The sequence below is a fragment of the Tildeniella sp. genome, assembly GCF_059505325.1.
Window position 1 is genome coordinate 40,021 of sequence record NZ_JCACKI010000026.1, and the last position, 15,766, is coordinate 55,786.

General features: G+C 48.1%; 16 protein-coding genes and 1 pseudogene. 10 read left to right on the forward strand and 7 right to left on the reverse strand.

The genetic code is table 11. The annotated features are described in order from the left end of the window. Window positions 1-2 precede the first annotated feature (2 nt). Complete coding sequence (locus AC5JO6_RS10930; protein ID WP_496081093.1) at window positions 3-419, reverse strand: hypothetical protein; 417 nt, start codon at window positions 417-419, stop codon at window positions 3-5. Between the two features lie 240 nt (window positions 420-659). Here AC5JO6_RS10930 and AC5JO6_RS10935 point away from each other — a divergent pair, with 240 nt between their 5' ends. The 9 genes from AC5JO6_RS10935 (at window position 660) to AC5JO6_RS10975 (ending at window position 6,293) form a co-directional block, all read left to right on the forward strand. Beyond that, on the forward strand, window positions 660-1,079 hold the full coding sequence (locus AC5JO6_RS10935; protein WP_496081094.1) for a hypothetical protein: 420 nt from the start codon (window positions 660-662) through the stop codon (window positions 1,077-1,079). Window positions 1,080-1,386: 307 nt separating this feature from the next. Next, window positions 1,387-3,138, forward strand: coding sequence for an N-6 DNA methylase (locus tag AC5JO6_RS10940; protein WP_496081095.1), 1,752 nt, complete (start codon window positions 1,387-1,389; stop codon window positions 3,136-3,138). Continuing rightward, window positions 3,135-3,374 carry a DUF433 domain-containing protein gene (locus AC5JO6_RS10945; RefSeq protein WP_496081096.1) on the forward strand — a complete coding sequence of 80 codons (240 nt, stop codon included), beginning with the start codon at window positions 3,135-3,137 and terminating at the stop codon, window positions 3,372-3,374. Before AC5JO6_RS10940 ends, AC5JO6_RS10945 begins: the two co-directional genes overlap by 4 nt. Beyond that, window positions 3,371-3,727, forward strand: a complete 357-nt coding sequence (locus tag AC5JO6_RS10950; protein ID WP_496081097.1) for a DUF5615 family PIN-like protein — start codon at window positions 3,371-3,373, stop codon at window positions 3,725-3,727. Before AC5JO6_RS10945 ends, AC5JO6_RS10950 begins: the two co-directional genes overlap by 4 nt. Window positions 3,728-3,873: 146 nt before the next feature. After that, a complete protein-coding gene (locus AC5JO6_RS10955; protein ID WP_496081098.1) occupies window positions 3,874-5,193 on the forward strand; it encodes a type ISP restriction/modification enzyme in 1,320 nt (439 codons plus the stop codon). Between the two features lie 14 nt (window positions 5,194-5,207). After that, window positions 5,208-5,426, forward strand: a complete 219-nt coding sequence (locus tag AC5JO6_RS10960; protein ID WP_496081099.1) for a DUF433 domain-containing protein — start codon at window positions 5,208-5,210, stop codon at window positions 5,424-5,426. Beyond that, on the forward strand, window positions 5,423-5,734 hold the full coding sequence (locus AC5JO6_RS10965; protein ID WP_496081100.1) for a nucleotidyltransferase family protein: 312 nt from the start codon (window positions 5,423-5,425) through the stop codon (window positions 5,732-5,734). Before AC5JO6_RS10960 ends, AC5JO6_RS10965 begins: the two co-directional genes overlap by 4 nt. Beyond that, entirely contained in the window at window positions 5,718-6,068 is a 351-nt protein-coding gene (locus AC5JO6_RS10970; RefSeq protein ID WP_496081101.1) for a HepT-like ribonuclease domain-containing protein, read from the forward strand. Before AC5JO6_RS10965 ends, AC5JO6_RS10970 begins: the two co-directional genes overlap by 17 nt. Before the next feature lie 12 nt (window positions 6,069-6,080). Next, window positions 6,081-6,293, forward strand: coding sequence for a DUF2283 domain-containing protein (locus tag AC5JO6_RS10975; RefSeq protein ID WP_496081102.1), 213 nt, complete (start codon window positions 6,081-6,083; stop codon window positions 6,291-6,293). Between the two features lie 460 nt (window positions 6,294-6,753). Here AC5JO6_RS10975 and AC5JO6_RS10980 read toward each other — a convergent pair. The 5 genes and pseudogenes from AC5JO6_RS10980 to AC5JO6_RS11000 all read right to left on the reverse strand — a co-directional run. Next, window positions 6,754-7,130 (reverse strand): annotated as a pseudogene (locus AC5JO6_RS10980) (IS1 family transposase); the annotation flags it as partial. 125 nt (window positions 7,131-7,255) lie between these two features. After that, the gene (locus AC5JO6_RS10985; protein ID WP_496081103.1) at window positions 7,256-8,773 is read right to left on the reverse strand and encodes a sugar ABC transporter ATP-binding protein; all 1,518 of its coding nucleotides are present in this window, start codon (window positions 8,771-8,773) and stop codon (window positions 7,256-7,258) included. Further along, window positions 8,770-9,891: a substrate-binding domain-containing protein gene (locus tag AC5JO6_RS10990; protein WP_496081104.1), complete on the reverse strand. Its 1,122-nt coding sequence runs from the start codon at window positions 9,889-9,891 to the stop codon at window positions 8,770-8,772. The genes AC5JO6_RS10985 and AC5JO6_RS10990 overlap by 4 nt, the downstream gene beginning before the upstream one ends. A 125-nt stretch (window positions 9,892-10,016) precedes the next feature. Further along, window positions 10,017-10,748, reverse strand: a complete 732-nt coding sequence (locus AC5JO6_RS10995) for a cysteine hydrolase family protein (RefSeq protein WP_496081105.1) — start codon at window positions 10,746-10,748, stop codon at window positions 10,017-10,019. A 299-nt stretch (window positions 10,749-11,047) separates the two neighbouring features. Next, the gene (locus AC5JO6_RS11000) at window positions 11,048-13,135 is read right to left on the reverse strand and encodes a PAS domain S-box protein (RefSeq protein WP_496081106.1); all 2,088 of its coding nucleotides are present in this window, start codon (window positions 13,133-13,135) and stop codon (window positions 11,048-11,050) included. 723 nt (window positions 13,136-13,858) lie between these two features. Here AC5JO6_RS11000 and AC5JO6_RS11005 point away from each other — a divergent pair. After that, window positions 13,859-14,287 (forward strand): HHL1-like protein, encoded by a 429-nt coding sequence (locus AC5JO6_RS11005; RefSeq protein WP_496081107.1) that lies wholly within the window; start codon window positions 13,859-13,861, stop codon window positions 14,285-14,287. 731 nt (window positions 14,288-15,018) lie between these two features. On the opposite strand, the gene AC5JO6_RS11010 is transcribed toward AC5JO6_RS11005, so the two are convergent. Beyond that, window positions 15,019-15,315 (reverse strand): hypothetical protein, encoded by a 297-nt coding sequence (locus tag AC5JO6_RS11010; RefSeq protein ID WP_496081108.1) that lies wholly within the window; start codon window positions 15,313-15,315, stop codon window positions 15,019-15,021. Window positions 15,316-15,766 lie beyond the last annotated feature (451 nt).

Here is a 15,766-nt window from a genome sequence, read left to right on the forward strand (position 1 = left end):
GACTAAGGACAGCACTGATTAAGGCGTTGCGCTGTGGTGGTAAAGAACCCATCAAGCAGTGACGGTAAAAGACTGGGTTGGCGCGATCGCCGCATGGTGGTGCTGGAAAAGCGGTTTGAGTCGATCGCCTTGCTAAACTCTTCCGTCGGCTGGTTGAGCAAGGCTCCTGGTTGACCCAACGCACTCAGCCTGTTGAGGAACTGAAACACAATGTTTGGGAACCCAACTACGAGATCTAGGAACCCAAACACGACGTTAAAGAACCTCAACACGATATTTCGGTACTCCAACACGATGTTGAGGAACCCAAACACGATCGCTGAGTACTTGAACACGATCGCTGAGTACTTGAACACGATGTTGAGGAACCCAAACACGATGTTGAGGAACCTAAACGCGATATTCAGGTACTTGAACATGATGTTCGGGTACTGCAACACGATCGTTGGGATCTCAAAGGCGACTGCTGCGATCGTGTCTTGGGCAAGTAAGATCGTTTTTATACCAGAGCGTTAAATAAATCTATGTAGAAGCAACTAAACAATTGCGACTTGAATAAAAAAAGACTCAAATTTTTGCCGATTTTTGCTCAGGGAAAGGCACTGAACCACTGGCTAGAGTTTAAAGATAAACGTGACCAATTTTACAGGGAGGTCTCTATGGCACGTCTGAAACGCAGTTCGATCGTGTTGGAAAAGGGCATGCGCCGGATCGCTGGGATGCGATCGATTAATGATCCGCTGGAGTTTGGCTCTGGGTTGAGTTTGGCAGAGTATGATGCCCGCATTCAAGCGTTGCAAGGGCAACTCGCTAGCTACAACACGATGCTTTCAACGGTAGATGAGATGGCGGGGATGGTGACGCTGATGGAGCAGGAGCTACGCAGCTATTCGGAAAAGATGCTGATGGGTGTGGTGACGCGGTATGGCAAGGATAGCTTGCAGTATGTGCAGGCGGGAGGAACTCTCCGTAAGCGCACGACTCGTAAGGTTGTGAGTGCTACACCCACTGCAATGATCGCTCCTGCCGCAGCACCTAGCATGGAGAATGGGAATGGAGCGAGGGTAACGGTGAGTTAGTCGGTGAGTAGTTGAAAGCGCGATCGCTTGCTCAAACCTCGGAGGTTTTGAAAGCCTCCGAGGTCTTTGGGTGGAAGAAGTAAGGTAGGGGCGATCGTTTCTGTTTAAAAGTCGAAGTTTTGTGTGTGGAGGCTGACATTTCAAGCTTTTACAGCGGTTTTCATTTGCATTCGCCACACCCTACACCCCACACCCCATACCCATCTTGATTAGGCTGTGGCTTATTGATCTAACAACGGCTGTAAGGTGAAGGATAGAGGTTTAAGTGGGAATACTGAAGCCCAAAAGCCCCCTTTTCGAGATTGCTATGCCAAACCTTAGTTTAAAAGCAAGCCACAAGCCGATCCGCGCATATTACAAGCAGCTTAAGGAGTATGCCAAGTTAGGGCATTCTCACGAGGGAGCAGTGAAAGATGCGTTTGCGGATGTGCTGAAGGTGTGCGGCAAGCAGTTTAACTGGACGCTGGTGGGTGAGTACAGCATCAAAAAGGGTGGTAAGGGCAAGCTGATTCGGGTTGATGGCATTCTTCAGGATGAATTTGGCTTGATTCGTGGCTATTGGGAAGCGAAGGATCTAGGCGATGATTTGCCAAAATGGGTGAAGCAGAAGTTTCAGAGTGGCTATCCCAAAGACAACATTATTTTTCAGCGACCCGATCGCGCCATGCTCTATCAGGATGGCAAGCAGGTTTATGATGCCGATCTGCAAGATGATACCGAACTGGTAGAGGTGTTGCATCGGTTTTTTGAGTATCGCCCACCCCAGTTTGACCAGTGGGAAAAGGCAAGCGACGATTTCAAGCAACGCATTCCTGATCTGGCAAGAGGCTTGCAGGAACTTATTCAAGAGCAGCGCAAGATTAACAAGAAGTTTATTGCTGCGTTTGAGAATTTTACGCTGTTGTGTAAACAGGCGATTAACCCTAACCTTGCCGATGCAGCCGTTGAGGAAATGTTGATTCAGCACTTACTGACCGAGCGCATTTTTCGCACAGTGTTTAACAACCCCGATTTCACCCGTCGCAATGTGATTGCGGTGGAAATTGAGAAGGTCATTGATGCGCTGACCTCACGGGCATTTAGCCGCGAGTCATTTCTAAAAGAGTTGGACTATTTTTATCGCGCCATTGAGGAAACCGCCGCTACGATTCAGAACTTTTCAGAAAAGCAGCATTTTTTGAATGTGATCTACGAGAAGTTTTTTCAGGGCTTTTCGATCAAGGTTGCCGATACGCATGGCATTGTTTATACGCCTCAACCCATTGTCAACTTCATGGTGCGGAGTGTAGAAGACATTTTGCAGCGCGAGTTTGGCAAGTCACTGAGCGATCAAGGCGTTCACATTCTTGACCCGTTTGTAGGCACGGGTAATTTTATCATTCGAGTAATGCGCGAGATTCGCAAAACGGCGTTGCCCCACAAGTTTGAGCATGAACTGCACTGTAATGAGGTGATGCTATTGCCTTACTACATTGCCTCCATGAACATTGAACATGAGTTTTATGAGTTGACGGGCAAATATCAACCGTTTGAAGGCATCTGTTATGTTGATACCTTTGAGCTTGCGGAGGAGCAGCAATTATCGCTGTTTGCACCAGAAAACACGCAACGAGTAGAACGACAGCGTAACTCTCCCATTTTTGTCATTATTGGCAACCCACCTTACAATGCTTTTCAAGCGAATGAGAACGATAACAACCGAAATCGAAAGTATCCTATCATTGATAAACGGGTTGCTGAGACATATTCAAAGGCATCGAAAGCAACGAACAAAAATTCGCTCTCTGATCCTTACGTAAAGGCAATCCGCTGGGCGAGCGATCGCGTTGGCAAAGACGGCATTATTGCCTTTGTTACTAATAGTAGCGTGATTGAGCAGATTGCTTTTGATGGAATGCGAAAAAATCTGGAGCAAGATTTTGATGCGATTTATACGTTTGATCTGGGTGGCAATGTCCGAAAAAATCCCAAACTTTCAGGCACAACGCATAATGTCTTTGGGATTCAGGTGGGTGTGAGCATCAATATTTTTGTGAAGAAAGAGGTAATCATCCAATGAATTGGCAAGAACGAATTTCTGTAGATCCTCTTATTTGTCATGGTCGCACCTGTATTAAAGGCACCCGAATCATGGTTTCAGTCATACTTGACAACCTTGCTGCTGGATTAAGTGTAGGAGAAATTATGCAAAGCTATCCATCTTTAACAGAAGCAGACATTCAAGCCGCGATCGCTTACGCTGCCGAACTAGCTCGTGAGCGCATTATCTCTATTCAGATGGAAGCCTCTGCGTGAAATTCAAAACAGACGAAAACTTACCCGTAGAAATTGCAGCCTTACTTCAACAATCAGGCTATGATGCAACAACTGTTAAGCAACAGGGTCTAGGTGGCTCGAATGATCCGACTATTTTTGACATTTGCCAACAAGAACAACGGATACTGATTACACTCGACCTCGATTTTTCAGATATCCGTTCTTACCCACCACAAAATACTGCTGGCATCATTGTTATCCGCACATCTCGTCAGGATAAACCCTACTTACTTTCGATCATGCCACCCGCTATTTCAGCGTTAGCACAAGAACCGATTACAGGAAAGTTATGGATTGTTGAAGACAGCCGCATTAGAATTCGTGGCGATTAAGTTCTAGATACAAATAACCACTATCTTCATTCATAAAATGTGTAGAAATGGAAAGAAAACGAAAAGCCAAAATCTACTACGCCAGACTGGATGAGTTTTGGACCAAGGAACAAAAGTTTCAGTATCTCGATCGACTTCAAAGTGCCGTGAATGTGGAGTGGCAAGAGATTACGCCAGATGAAAAACATACGTGGTTAACAACTGGCTTGGAGGGAGAATTTAATAGCTTTTTGGCGATCGGCGATCAGGAGGCAAAAGAAAGTAGCTTAATTGAGCCAAAAGTAGTTTTCAAAAACTTTAGTGGAGGAGTGAAAACTAATCGAGATTCATGGGCTTATAACTTCAACAAGAATTCATTGTCTAACAATATTAAGAGAACAATTGAAACGTTCAACGAGCAGGTTTCAAAACGGCAGCGTTATTCAGATGAAAAGGTTAAACTTGATAATTTTTTAGTTCGCGACGAATCTAGAATTAGCTGGTCAGACGGTTTGAAAAGTTGCGTCAACCGTCAATTGAAGCTTGAGTATCAAGAAGATCATGTAAGACGATCGCTCTATCGACCTTTTACTCAATCGTTTCTCTATTTCGATCCTCATTTGAATGAGCGTAGATACCAGTTTTCAATAATAGTTCCGACCGAACAAACAGAAGCGGAAAATCGTTTTATTACTGTTACAAACCACTCACAGCTTCCTTTTCTGGCTGGTATTTCTTGTTATACTCCTTCTCTTGATGTTGGTGGTCGTCCAACTCAATGTTTTCCCTTCTATACCTACAGTGAAGATGGCACCAACCGCAGAGAAAATATTACCGATTGGGCACTGATGCAATTTCGTACCCATTACAGCGATGAATCTATCAGTAAATGGGACATCTTTCATTACGCCTACGCCCTCCTCCATCACCCCAACTACCGTCAACGCTATGCCGCTAACCTCAAACGCGAACTGCCTCGCATTCCCCTCGTTCCCTACACAGGCGAAGGCGCAGAACCTACCCCATTCAACGATAAACCCGCTGATCTCTTTTGGCTTCTAGCAAAAGCAGGCGCACGATTGGCAGAAATTCACGTCCATTACGAAGACCAGCCCGAATACCCGCTCAAAGAAGTTGAAAATCCCGATGAACCGCTCAACCTGCGCGTCGAAAAAATGCGTCTCTCCAAAGATAAAACCCAGATCAAATACAACGACTTCCTGACCCTCACAGGCATTCCTCCTAAAACTTTCAACTATCGCCTTGGCAACCGTTCCGCGCTTGATTGGATTATTGACCAATATCAAATTAAAACCGATAAACGTAGCGGTATCACTAATGATCCAAATCAGCTAGAAAATGAGGGCTATATTATCAGTCTGATTAAAAAAGTCATCACTGTCAGCGTGGAAACAGTTGCGATCGTCGAAGGCTTACCCGCTATTGGATTACCCAACGATTTTGAATCGCCACTTACGACGATATAGGAGAAACCCAACACATGAAATTTACTCGAATTACAGCCGATGCCAACCAGATGGGAGGCGTACCTTGTATTAGAGACATACGGATTCCGGTGTCTACCATCGTTGGTATGATTGCCGATAGCATGGCGATCGCAGAGATTTTAGAGGCTTATCCTGATTTAGCGCTTGAAGATATTCAGGAATCTTTAAGATATGCGGCTGAAGCTGTGAAAGAACGAGAACTAACAGCATGAAAAATCAAAATATTGATATTCCTAAAGAGACGATCGCTCACTTCTGTCAACATTGGCACATCACTAAACTCTCACTATTTGGCTCCGTTCTCCGCGACGACTTTTGCCCTGATAGTGATATCGATGTGCTGGTCGAATTTCAGCCCGAACATATTCCCGGCTTTCTTAAACTCCATCGGATTCAAGAAGAACTTTCAAGCCTGTTAGGAAATCGACCCATTGATCTCGTCACGCCCAAATTTCTGAATCATCGGATTCGCGATCGCATCCTATCCGAAGCAGAGGTCTACTATGACTCAGAGGGATGAGCAGGTCTACATTGGGCACATGCTAGACACTGCCAACAAAGCGATCGAATTTGTGCAGGGTATAACCAGAGATGACTTTGACAATAACGAATTATTGCGGCTATCTCTCACTCATCTTCTGCAAGTGATCGGTGAAGCAGCTCGTCGAGTCTCCCCAAGCTTTCGAGCCACGTATCCTCAGATTGATTGGAAGGCGATTGTAGGGATGCGAAGCAAAGTTGTTCATGATTACCTGAATGTAGATGAAGATATTGTTTGGGATACAGTAATCAATGAACTACCTTCTTTAGTAAAGGAGCTTGAGAACATATTGAATTCTGATAGTTTTATGTGAAAGAAAAATCATATGGCAGAAGTAAACGTTTACTACGATCGAGTCGGCAATACTTTAACCGTCTGGTTTGGTAATCCTCAAGATGAATACACCTGTGAAGAAACGGGGGATGAAGTGATCTTAATGAAAGATCAGCATGGAGAAGTCATTGGTTTTGAGAAACTCAACTACACCATTCCATCGACCGCTAACCTCAAAATCTCCTTTGAGACTGCAACTGCATGAAATCTCAAAATATTGATGTTCCTAAAGAGGCGATCGCTCATTTCTGTCAACACTGGCATATTACCAAAGCGGTGAAACAATCAACCTACCAGTGGTCGCAGGGAAAATGACTGACCACGAGCCCGATGAGCAAGTGTGAGAGTTTGCTAGACAGCAATTAGAGGGTGTTTGAAAAGGTATGGTCTTGCCAGATCGGGATAATCAGTGCCTTTTGCCAGTTGCATCAAAGCTTTTGCCAGCAGATTGCCCGCCTTTGAGAAAAACTCATCGCTCTTGCCACCGATCGCCTCCAGTGCTAGCCAGATCCACTGGGGAGCATGTCACTTTTGCGCCCTCACCCTAAATCCCTCTCCCAAAAAGGGAGAGGGACTTCAATCCGGTTCGGTTCCCCTTCTCCCCCTTTGGGAGAAGGGGTTAGGGGATGAGGGCAGTTCGGAATCGGCAAAGATGAAATGCTCCCGATCCACTGCTTGTTGCCTTTGTCATCGACAAAGGACCACAATTCATCCATTTGCACCTTTAATGCGCCCTTGGGCTTAGGGGTCACCTGCACCTGACGCGGCACCTCCTCGTAGCATTGGTTGACATACCCTTGGAGCCAAGACTCTGACAACTTCAACACGCGGGCTATACCAGCCAAGGGGTCTTCTCTAAGAGCAAACGGTCAAGCATCACAGTGCTGTCTCTTTCACGAGGTTTCCACTGCGGATTTTCCACAAATTGGCGACCACAGTCGCGGCACTTATAGTTCTGTTTGCCTCGTCGGGTGGTGCCATTTTTCATGATGTCTTCGGAACCACAGTTGGGACAACACAGAAAGGGAGGAATGCTTGACATAGGCGATGAAGATAGCAGTCATCCCTTATTTTATTTACCCTTTACGAAAAGGCACTACCACGCTTCTATAAAAAGGTATTTGCAGTCGCTCAAAAATAGCGTTCGCAGAAAAGGGGCTTACGGCTCTATCCTTTGCCTAAAACGGCTGACAGGACTCGTTCTTCGTCATGGAGGGTAGGGTTAATGAGGATATCAACGATCGCCCCGTCATACATCAAATAGACGCGGTTGCAGAGCAAGAGCGTTTCAACAAGATCGCTGGAGAGGAGAAGAAAACTGGCACCACGATCGGCGAGGTCTTTCATCTGACGATACAGTTCCAGGCGAGTGCCCATGTCAATGCCAGCGGTCGGTTCTTCCATCACCAGCAGGCGAGAGGCACGGGCGATCGCGCGACCAAACAGAATTTTTTGCTGGTTGCCACCGCTGAGACGGGTAATGGGATCCTCGATTGAGGTGTAGCGCACCTGGAGTTGCTCTAGCTGTTGGGTGGTGTGCAGCCGTTCCTGAGATGGGGATAAAATGCCCCGTTTGGCAAAGGCTCCCAGATTGGAAAGGTTGAGGTTTTCGCGGATGGAACGCTCTGGTAAGATGCCTGCTTCTTTGCGATCGGCGGGTAAAAAGCCTACACCCTGAGCAAGGGCGGCTCCAGGATGCTGCGGCGCGTAGGATTGACCTGCCAGTGTCATCGTGCCGCGCAGGGGCTGGGTGAGTCCGGCGATCGCACGCCCTACGCTTTCACGTCCGCAGCCGACAATGCCATAGATGCCGACAATTTCGCCGGGAGCAAGTTGCAAGTGAATGTCTTTGCAGCTTTTGGTTTCTAAACCGTCTACGGTTAACAGCGGCTGAGTTGTTGTGGGAGACGATCGCGCGACCACCATCGACAACTGCCGTCCGGTGAGCATTTCCAGCAGGACGGACTCGGTTAAAGCTGGAGTCACAGCAACAGTGGTTCTGACGGAGCCATCCAGCATGGCACTGACACGGGTGCCCACTTCCAGCACTTCGCGTAAATGGTGAGTGACATAGAGAATGGCAACGCCTTGCTGCTTCAGCGTTTGCAGGGTTTGGAACAGAAACCGTTTTTCGCGCTCGGTCAGCGTTGATGTGGGTTCGTCCATCATCACCAGGCGCGGTTGCTGCACTAGCGCTTTGGCGATCTCTAGCAGTTGCTTTTGGGCAATAGTGAGCGATCTCACAGGTACGTCCAGCGGCAGATTAAGCTCTAGCGATGCAAACAGTGCCTCACAGCGCTGACGCTCTTGCGCCCGATGTAACCATGCCAAGGGAAAGCGGTTGCCTTCCTGCCCTAAAAACAAGTTGTCAAGTACAGTTAAATGCGGTGCCAGCGACAATTCCTGAAACACCATCGCAATGCCCAGTTGTCTCGCTGCCTTCACCGTTGGCAGGTTGACCGGGTTGCCATCCAAACGAATGGTGCCTGTATCGGCTCGGTACACACCGGCAATAATTTTGGCGAGAGTGGATTTGCCAGCCCCATTCTCACCCAGCAGGACGTGGATTTCGCCAGCCTGAAGGGTGAGTGCGGCGGCATTGAGCGCTTGGGTCGTGCCAAACCACTTTGAAACCGCTTCAACCTGGAGGAGTGCAGCGGTTGGTCTCTGTGAGACGATCGTCATTGCGCGGCGGCTTGAGCAGAGGCAGGAGGTTGCCAGCCTGTTGGCGGTTGGTCGTAGTTGCTCAAATTATAGGAGGGCAGTTTGTCGGCGGTCAGTTCAAACATAGGAATCAAGAACTGCGGGTAGGGAATGGGATCGCCTTTTTTCAGGTTTGGCATGGGATCGCCGTTGAGCAGCCGTACGGTGTATTGGATGAGCGATCGTCCGATTAAAATCCCTGGTTCTGAAACAACCATTGAGATATGCCCATCCTTGATCAGGTCAACCGTTTTGGCGGTGACAGCAGAGGTCACAACTTTCGTGACTCGATTCATGCGCTTGGTTGCCAGCCCTGCCCCAGTGCCCAGCCCGCCTGCGGCAGCGTAAATATATTTTGCCTCAGGATATTTAATCATCATGTCCGATGCCTGCGATTGACCGTCTTCAATCGTGATATCGCCTGCAAACGTATTGCCAACGAGCTTCATACCAGGGCAATCTTTCGCACCTGCCTGCACGCCGTCAAAGCGCAATTTGTTCCAGGCAGGACCTTTGGGACCAGGGAGTGTGATGACTTCTGCTTTGGGGTCTTGCTTGCAGATATAGCTGGCGATCGTCTTGCCAATTTCAATCTCATCCATCGTGACACCCAGCGAGACGAGCTTGCTGTTGACCGGAACCCCAGCCGCAATCACTTTGATGCCCTTGTCGGTCAGGCGTTTGACTACCTGGTCGTAGCCATCAAAATCAGCCGCACCCAAAATTACGGCATCCACCTTGAGCGCTTCGAGTGCTTCCAGTTGGGCAATTTGTTCCGATGTTTTGCCATAGCCACCCGCCGCTAAGACGCGTACGATCTCAACTTTGGACTGTTTTGCCTCATCGACTAGCCCGTAGACCATGCCTTTCCAGTAGTCATCTGCCAGTTGTACGACCGCAATGCCAATGCGATACGGCTTCTTTGCCGTTGCAGGCTCGACGACTCCGCGCAGGCGATCGATGGCTTCAGCAGGTGACGGGCTTGTGGTGCCAGTTGTGGCTGCGTCTGTCGTTGCAGCAGGGGGCTTTTGAGTACAACCGACTGCGGTCAGCGTGCTAACGAGGGCGATCGAAAGCGCCGTCTTTAAAAAATGCTGCATTTGTTTTTTCTCATAACGTGAGGTTTCAGCGTGGGATATTCAAACGAGAGGCACTTGACGGAGATCCCTGACTTCTTTTGAAAAGACGAGGATCTGGTAGACACCAGACTAGCCGATAACAGTTTTCAGTTGACGCTTTCTTTAGTTATCCCCTCCACGCCTTTGCGGATACACCATTCTTGTAGCAGCGGTGCCGAGTCAACGACCAAGCCCAGGTGTAGCGAAATCACTAGCAGTGCGCCCTGTTCTGCCTCCTCGGAAAAGCCTGCTACAACATCACGAGGCACCAGCACACGAAAATCTCGATTGGCAGCGTCAAAGGCGGTGCTAAGAACACAGGCATCGGTAAAGGTGCCTGTCAGCACGACGTTATCAACATCTAAGTTGCGGAGTAGAAACTCTAAATCGGTGGGATAAAAGCCGCTCAAGCGCTTTTTGGTGCGGATGTAATAGTCGGTTGGCTCGGTTTCCACCATGAGATCAAGCCAGGGGGTGCCTTCCCAACTATGCTGATCCATCAGCGGATTGGGCGGTAGGTAAAGCTCGTAGAGGTAGCGCCAGTTTGCCTTGCCTGTTTGCTTGCGGGAGGCAACGTCATCAATACCGCCGTGCCGCTGCCAGTGCTGCACCATGATCAGCGGAATGTTGAGGGCGCGGACGTGACGATGAAAGGCGTTGTGTGCTTCGATTTTTGCGATCGCCCGTGGCGCAGGGCAGGTAGACTCAAGCTCCAGGTGCCCCCGGTGCATATCAATGCAGAGTACCGCTGTGCGCTCTGGGTTAAGCCAGGAGTCAAAGCTAGGCGTTAAAGGGGTTTTGTCTCGATTATAGGTGTAGCAGTACATCTCAGTCTTCATCAAAGCGCTCTGTAAGGGTTGGTATCATACGGATGTTGGGATTACCGATGGGTCAGCAAAAATCTGCTATCAATTTGATGTGAGCCTGCTCAGCAATTTTCAGTAGGGTGGGCACTGCTTACTATTTTTCAGAACATCTTACCGTAAGGGTTGTGAGCAGTGCCCACCTTGCGAGCTGTGGCTTATCGATGCGTAAACGGCTGTAATATCAATTTGATCTGAGCCTGCCCAAAACAAGGGACTTGAAGTTCTTGTTAATCAGGTTTGATTCTATGCAGCTTTAAAGAGAATGGATGTGACTATTTTTGCTGCTTAGTTGGAATTCTGATCGTAAATGCTGTGCCTTTTCCCGGCGCGGAGCTGCATTCCAGTTGACCACTGTGCTTTTCTACCACGATTTGGTAGCTAATCGCTAAGCCCATACCAGTGCCTTTACCAACAGGCTTTGTTGTAAAAAATGGGTCAAAGAGCCGCGATCGCACGTTCTCGGTCATGCCTTCACCATTATCGGTAATGTGGATTTCAACCCACTCAGTGCCAGCAAGAGTCGTGCGGAGGTGAATGATGGGTGACAGGCTGCAAGTCGGTGCGTTTGCATTTGCTGTTCCCACGTTCATCTCTGATCCTTCATCTAACGCGTCGATCGCATTTGCCAGAATATTCATAAACACCTGATTAAGCTGTCCCGCATAGCAATCTACCAGAGGCAGTCTGCCATAGTCCTTCACGACTTGAATACTTGGTTTTCCTGCTCTCACTTTCAAGCGGCTTTGCAAAATTAAGAGCGTGTTGTCGATGCCTTCGTGGATATCAACTGCTTTCATCCCTGTCTCATCTAAACGAGAGAAGTTACGCAGCGACAGCACGATTTGACGAATGCGATCGGATCCCATTTTCATGGAGGCAACGACTTTAGGTAAATCTTCCATCAAAAAGTCTAAATCAATCGCTGCGATCGCGGCTTGTACGTCGATCGTTGGCTGAGTATATTGCTGCTGGTACACTGCAACCAGGTGCAGTAGGTCGTGGATGTAATTGCTAACGTGAGTGAGATTACCGTGAATAAAATTGATGGGATTATTGACTTCGTGAGCAATACCCGCGACTAACTGCCCCAGGCTCGACATTTTTTCGCTCTGCACCAGTTGCGCTTGCATCTGTCGTTGCGATCGCAAGGTCTCCTCCAACTCTTCTGTCTGGGTTCGCAATTGTGCCTCTGATTGCCGTAGTGCTTCCTCTGCCAGTTTGCGCTCCGTGATATCCTGCATCAGCGCTACGGTGTAATCGACGCTGCCATCCGGCTTACGGACGCAGCCCACGCCAAGATGTGTGTAAATCGTTGTGCCATCTTTACAGACATACCGCTTGTCCATCGCATATTGCTCGATCTGCCCAGAGAGCATTTGCACAAAAAATTGGTTGTCCAGTACCAGATCGTCCGCATTGGTCAATTCAGCCCAGGTTAGGCGAATCAACTCGTCCCGCGTATAGCCCAGCATGGTACACGCTTTATCGTTGACATCCAGCCAGCCCTTAGCGGGCGAAGTGATCGCAATGCCAACGAGAGGCAGGTTGAAATAGCTACGAAAGCGTTCCTCGCTTTTTTTAAGCAATGTTTCGGCTTCGTGCCGTTCCGTGATATCCGTGTGTACACCAATCCACTCACAAATGTGCCCGTCTGGATCGGGTACTGCTAAGGCGCAAACGCTCATATAACGATACTCGCCATCATAGCGCCGGAGACGATGCTCAGTTTTATAGAGTGTACGATCGGCGATCGACTTTGACCAGGCAGTAGTTGTATGTTCCTGGTCGTCTGGATGGATCGCCTTGAGCCATCCCCACCCTTGAGACTCACTGAAGGGCTGCCCTGTAAACGCAGTCCAACTGAGTTGTTCTGTGGCAAATGTACCCTCTGCGGTTGTGTGCCAGATCAGTTGTGAAGTGGCTTCGAGCAGCGATCGATACCGTTCCTCACTTTTTCTCAAAACGTCCTGGCTTTGCCGACGCTTGGTGACGTTACGTCCCACCCACAGCACAGAGCTATCTGTATGAGGCGTAATGGTTGCCTCAAAAAATGCCTCCGGTGTTTGAACGGGTAAGCCATAAACCAGACTGACTGGTTCTCCCGTCTCTAACGCTTGCTGGATGGCATCGAGAAAAGGCGGGTTTTGCGCGGGTGGCACAAATTGATCGGGTGTCTCTGCTGTACTTGGGCTTGATGGCTGCAACAGAGTTGGACGAGTCGGTAGTGTTCGCAGATGGTATCCTTGTGCATCAAAGACAAAGATGAAGTCGTCCATCGCTGCGAAGAGTGCTTGCAAGTCTGCTGTTGCTGTGGGTAGGTCGATCGCAGCCTTTTGAACCTCAGTCTGTTGCATCTGCATTTTAAGTCAGCTTTGTTTCAATCAAAACAGCAGCGGAGCTAGCGAAACGGAACTAGAGAGTTTTCCTCAAATTCATTCCTCAAACTCTTTCAACATTGAAAAAGAGAGGTACAGGTGTTTGCTTGTATCGTCGCTTTTCTTATGCTTTAGGCTTGAGTCGCCTAGCAAGACAAAAGGGTAACAGCACAGGATGCATTGGCTCAAGACCTTTGTTTAGTCATCCCTGCTTTTACTTAATGTCAACAGTTTGATGTCATCGGCTCAACATCAATTATATGAACACACAATTCATATAGTTGACATCTTGGTGGAGAGACGTGCTGCCGATTTGTCTCATTTAAGACTATGGGATTCAACTCAAGACTTACGGCAAGACTAAATTGAGACACGCGAGACAATAAAAGCCTACGCTTAGCGGTTAGGTCTCTCTTGAGACTCGTTTAAGATACGTTAGACACACATGTCTCACATGAGATGAAAAGACTTGAGTTAAGACTTAGATTGAGTCTTATTCGAGACATTGAGACGCATTTTAAGTTCTTGGGTATGCAAGTGTAGGTTCCTTCTCACCTTCACAAGAATTGTTGCTTAGAGGTAAATTGCGGTTCTCATTTGAGTGAGGTGCAGGTTTTGGGGTTTAAGGCAGAGGGCAGAGGGCAGAGGGCAGAAGTTAATTTCTGAAAATAAAGTAAACTTTTATTAAGGAACTACAGGTGATTGAATATGGCAGCTAATTCTGGATTTGGTAAAGCTCAGCCAGTACCAAATGTATCGAAACGGGCTGCGGTGCGGACTGAAGCAGTAAAACGATATGACAAGCTGAAGGCTGAAGGCATTCCGGACTTTGAGATTTATATTCGTATTCAGGGCAAAAAAGCCTGGTATCCGGTGGGATCGCTCGCTGTGAAGCGATCGGATCAGATCAACCGAGCGATTTTTGACAGTCAAGATAATCTTCTTCAGGGTGCGTTTCGCCTTTTTCCAGTGCTAAGGAAGCATCAGACCCAATTGGAGTATGGTTATCGGCTCAAGGAGTTTAAGGATGAGCCGATTCAGCTAGCAGTCGCACCACAACCTGGCGGTAATGCCAAACTTGAAGGCGCGATCGCGCAAATAAAAGATCGCCTCGGTGCACTGTTTAAGCGTCGCTAAGGGGTTTGAGAAGTCGCCGTTTGAATTACGGGGAGCATGGAGCCGACTACTTTGAGTACTGCACTGCAACAAGCTTTTTAAGTAGACACAGCAGAGTGTTGTGAATCAGCTTTCAGACGATCGTCGGACGATCGTACGGAGCTGATCTTATTTGAGACAATTGCTCTCTCTTTAAGACCCACACCGAGTCTTAAAAGAGACGGCGAGACGAAGAATTGCTTTGCTCTGTCCGTTCCTAAGTCAGGCGTGAGATCTGCTTGCGTAGCGTTCTCACGCTGAAGGGGCAATGGTGCAACTTGTTTAGGAACCCGACTGCGATCGCAGCGCCCAAGAACACTCGATAATTTAGTCCAATTTTAGTCCAGTGTTTTTAAAAGACTTGCAGCAATGCTGCGAAAGCCCTCACTGGAAGCATTTTGTGATAAAAGCTGAGGCTTGGTTAATTGCTGTCTACGCAGAAGTGCAAGCCCAGGGCGAGCGGGTTTGGCGGTAGTACGATCGTTCAAACGCCGATTCTACCGTTAGTCCACTTTTAGTCCATCGTTTTAGCACTGCATAAATGCATATCGATTTAGCGATGGTCTGACACGCCTCTTCATTTGTGTCAGAAAATAGGCAGTGTTTTTTGAGTGATGGTTTTAGTGATGAGTTTTGATGATGGTTTGCTGGGTGGTAATTTTAAGGGCTAAAAACAGCCCCTTTTTTTTTGATGGTTTTTGGGGGTGATGGATTCAGCGATCGCAGATGGAAGAGAGGCTGACAGTCGCCGCGAGAGTTCTCATCGGCTCTAAGTCACCACCATCCGATGCGTAAAGAGCCTCAGATGCAGCCTCACGTGACATCCGATCTAGAAGACGCTTTTTAAGGTACTGGGCGTACTCACCCGAGGCTACCTGGCAGATTAAGCGATCGCCAATCCAGCCCCATTCAACGTCCGCATTTTTGTAGAACAGAGTTTCTAACTCCTCTGCACGACGAGCGAACCCGCGCGGTCTACCAGCACCAATTCTTGCTCCACCTCTGGGCATGTCAAAAACTCCTTTGATTACGTAAGAGGATTCTAGCGTATGCCACGAGCGATTATTAGATTATTTTGAATTGGGGTGGGGCATCGAATTCGGAGCGAATGTCAAGGAAGAGGAACCCTGTTCGCCGCTCGACGCTAGGTCAACAATCGAAGACGAAGCGACAGTACAAATGTATTAGTCCAAACGCTTTGATTCTGGACTACAGCTCTACACGCTACCGTGTAACTGGTACAAACGCACTGCTGTGTTTGATGGAAGTTCAGGTCATAGGTATTTCTGCGTGTTACGATGGCTCGTACGAGCTTCCCAAAGACGGCATTCCATCAACCAATAAATTATCACCTATTTGGACTATGATGGAAGTGGCTGAAACGCAATAGCAGTGGGGGTTTTGCTGCTGTGTACGCAGAAGTGCAAGCCGTTGGAATGCAGCCGTAGATAAACAATAAAG

Bases quoted from the DNA above. Each gene is read 5' to 3' on its own strand.
- AC5JO6_RS10990 (WP_496081104.1), bottom strand. From the start codon at position 9,891: ATGCAGCATTTTTTAAAGACGGCGCTTTCGATCGCCCTCGTTAGCACG.
- AC5JO6_RS10930 (WP_496081093.1), bottom strand. From the start codon at position 419: ATGTTCAAGTACCTGAATATCGCGTTTAGGTTCCTCAACATCGTGTTT.
- AC5JO6_RS10940 (WP_496081095.1), top strand. From the start codon at position 1,387: ATGCCAAACCTTAGTTTAAAAGCAAGCCACAAGCCGATCCGCGCATAT.
- AC5JO6_RS10970 (WP_496081101.1), top strand. From the start codon at position 5,718: ATGACTCAGAGGGATGAGCAGGTCTACATTGGGCACATGCTAGACACT.
- AC5JO6_RS10935 (WP_496081094.1), top strand. From the start codon at position 660: ATGGCACGTCTGAAACGCAGTTCGATCGTGTTGGAAAAGGGCATGCGC.
- AC5JO6_RS10960 (WP_496081099.1), top strand. From the start codon at position 5,208: ATGAAATTTACTCGAATTACAGCCGATGCCAACCAGATGGGAGGCGTA.
- AC5JO6_RS10975 (WP_496081102.1), top strand. From the start codon at position 6,081: ATGGCAGAAGTAAACGTTTACTACGATCGAGTCGGCAATACTTTAACC.
- AC5JO6_RS11010 (WP_496081108.1), bottom strand. From the start codon at position 15,315: ATGCCCAGAGGTGGAGCAAGAATTGGTGCTGGTAGACCGCGCGGGTTC.
- AC5JO6_RS10965 (WP_496081100.1), top strand. From the start codon at position 5,423: ATGAAAAATCAAAATATTGATATTCCTAAAGAGACGATCGCTCACTTC.
- AC5JO6_RS10945 (WP_496081096.1), top strand. From the start codon at position 3,135: ATGAATTGGCAAGAACGAATTTCTGTAGATCCTCTTATTTGTCATGGT.
- AC5JO6_RS11005 (WP_496081107.1), top strand. From the start codon at position 13,859: ATGGCAGCTAATTCTGGATTTGGTAAAGCTCAGCCAGTACCAAATGTA.
- AC5JO6_RS10995 (WP_496081105.1), bottom strand. From the start codon at position 10,748: ATGAAGACTGAGATGTACTGCTACACCTATAATCGAGACAAAACCCCT.
- AC5JO6_RS10985 (WP_496081103.1), bottom strand. From the start codon at position 8,773: ATGACGATCGTCTCACAGAGACCAACCGCTGCACTCCTCCAGGTTGAA.
- AC5JO6_RS11000 (WP_496081106.1), bottom strand. From the start codon at position 13,135: ATGCAGATGCAACAGACTGAGGTTCAAAAGGCTGCGATCGACCTACCC.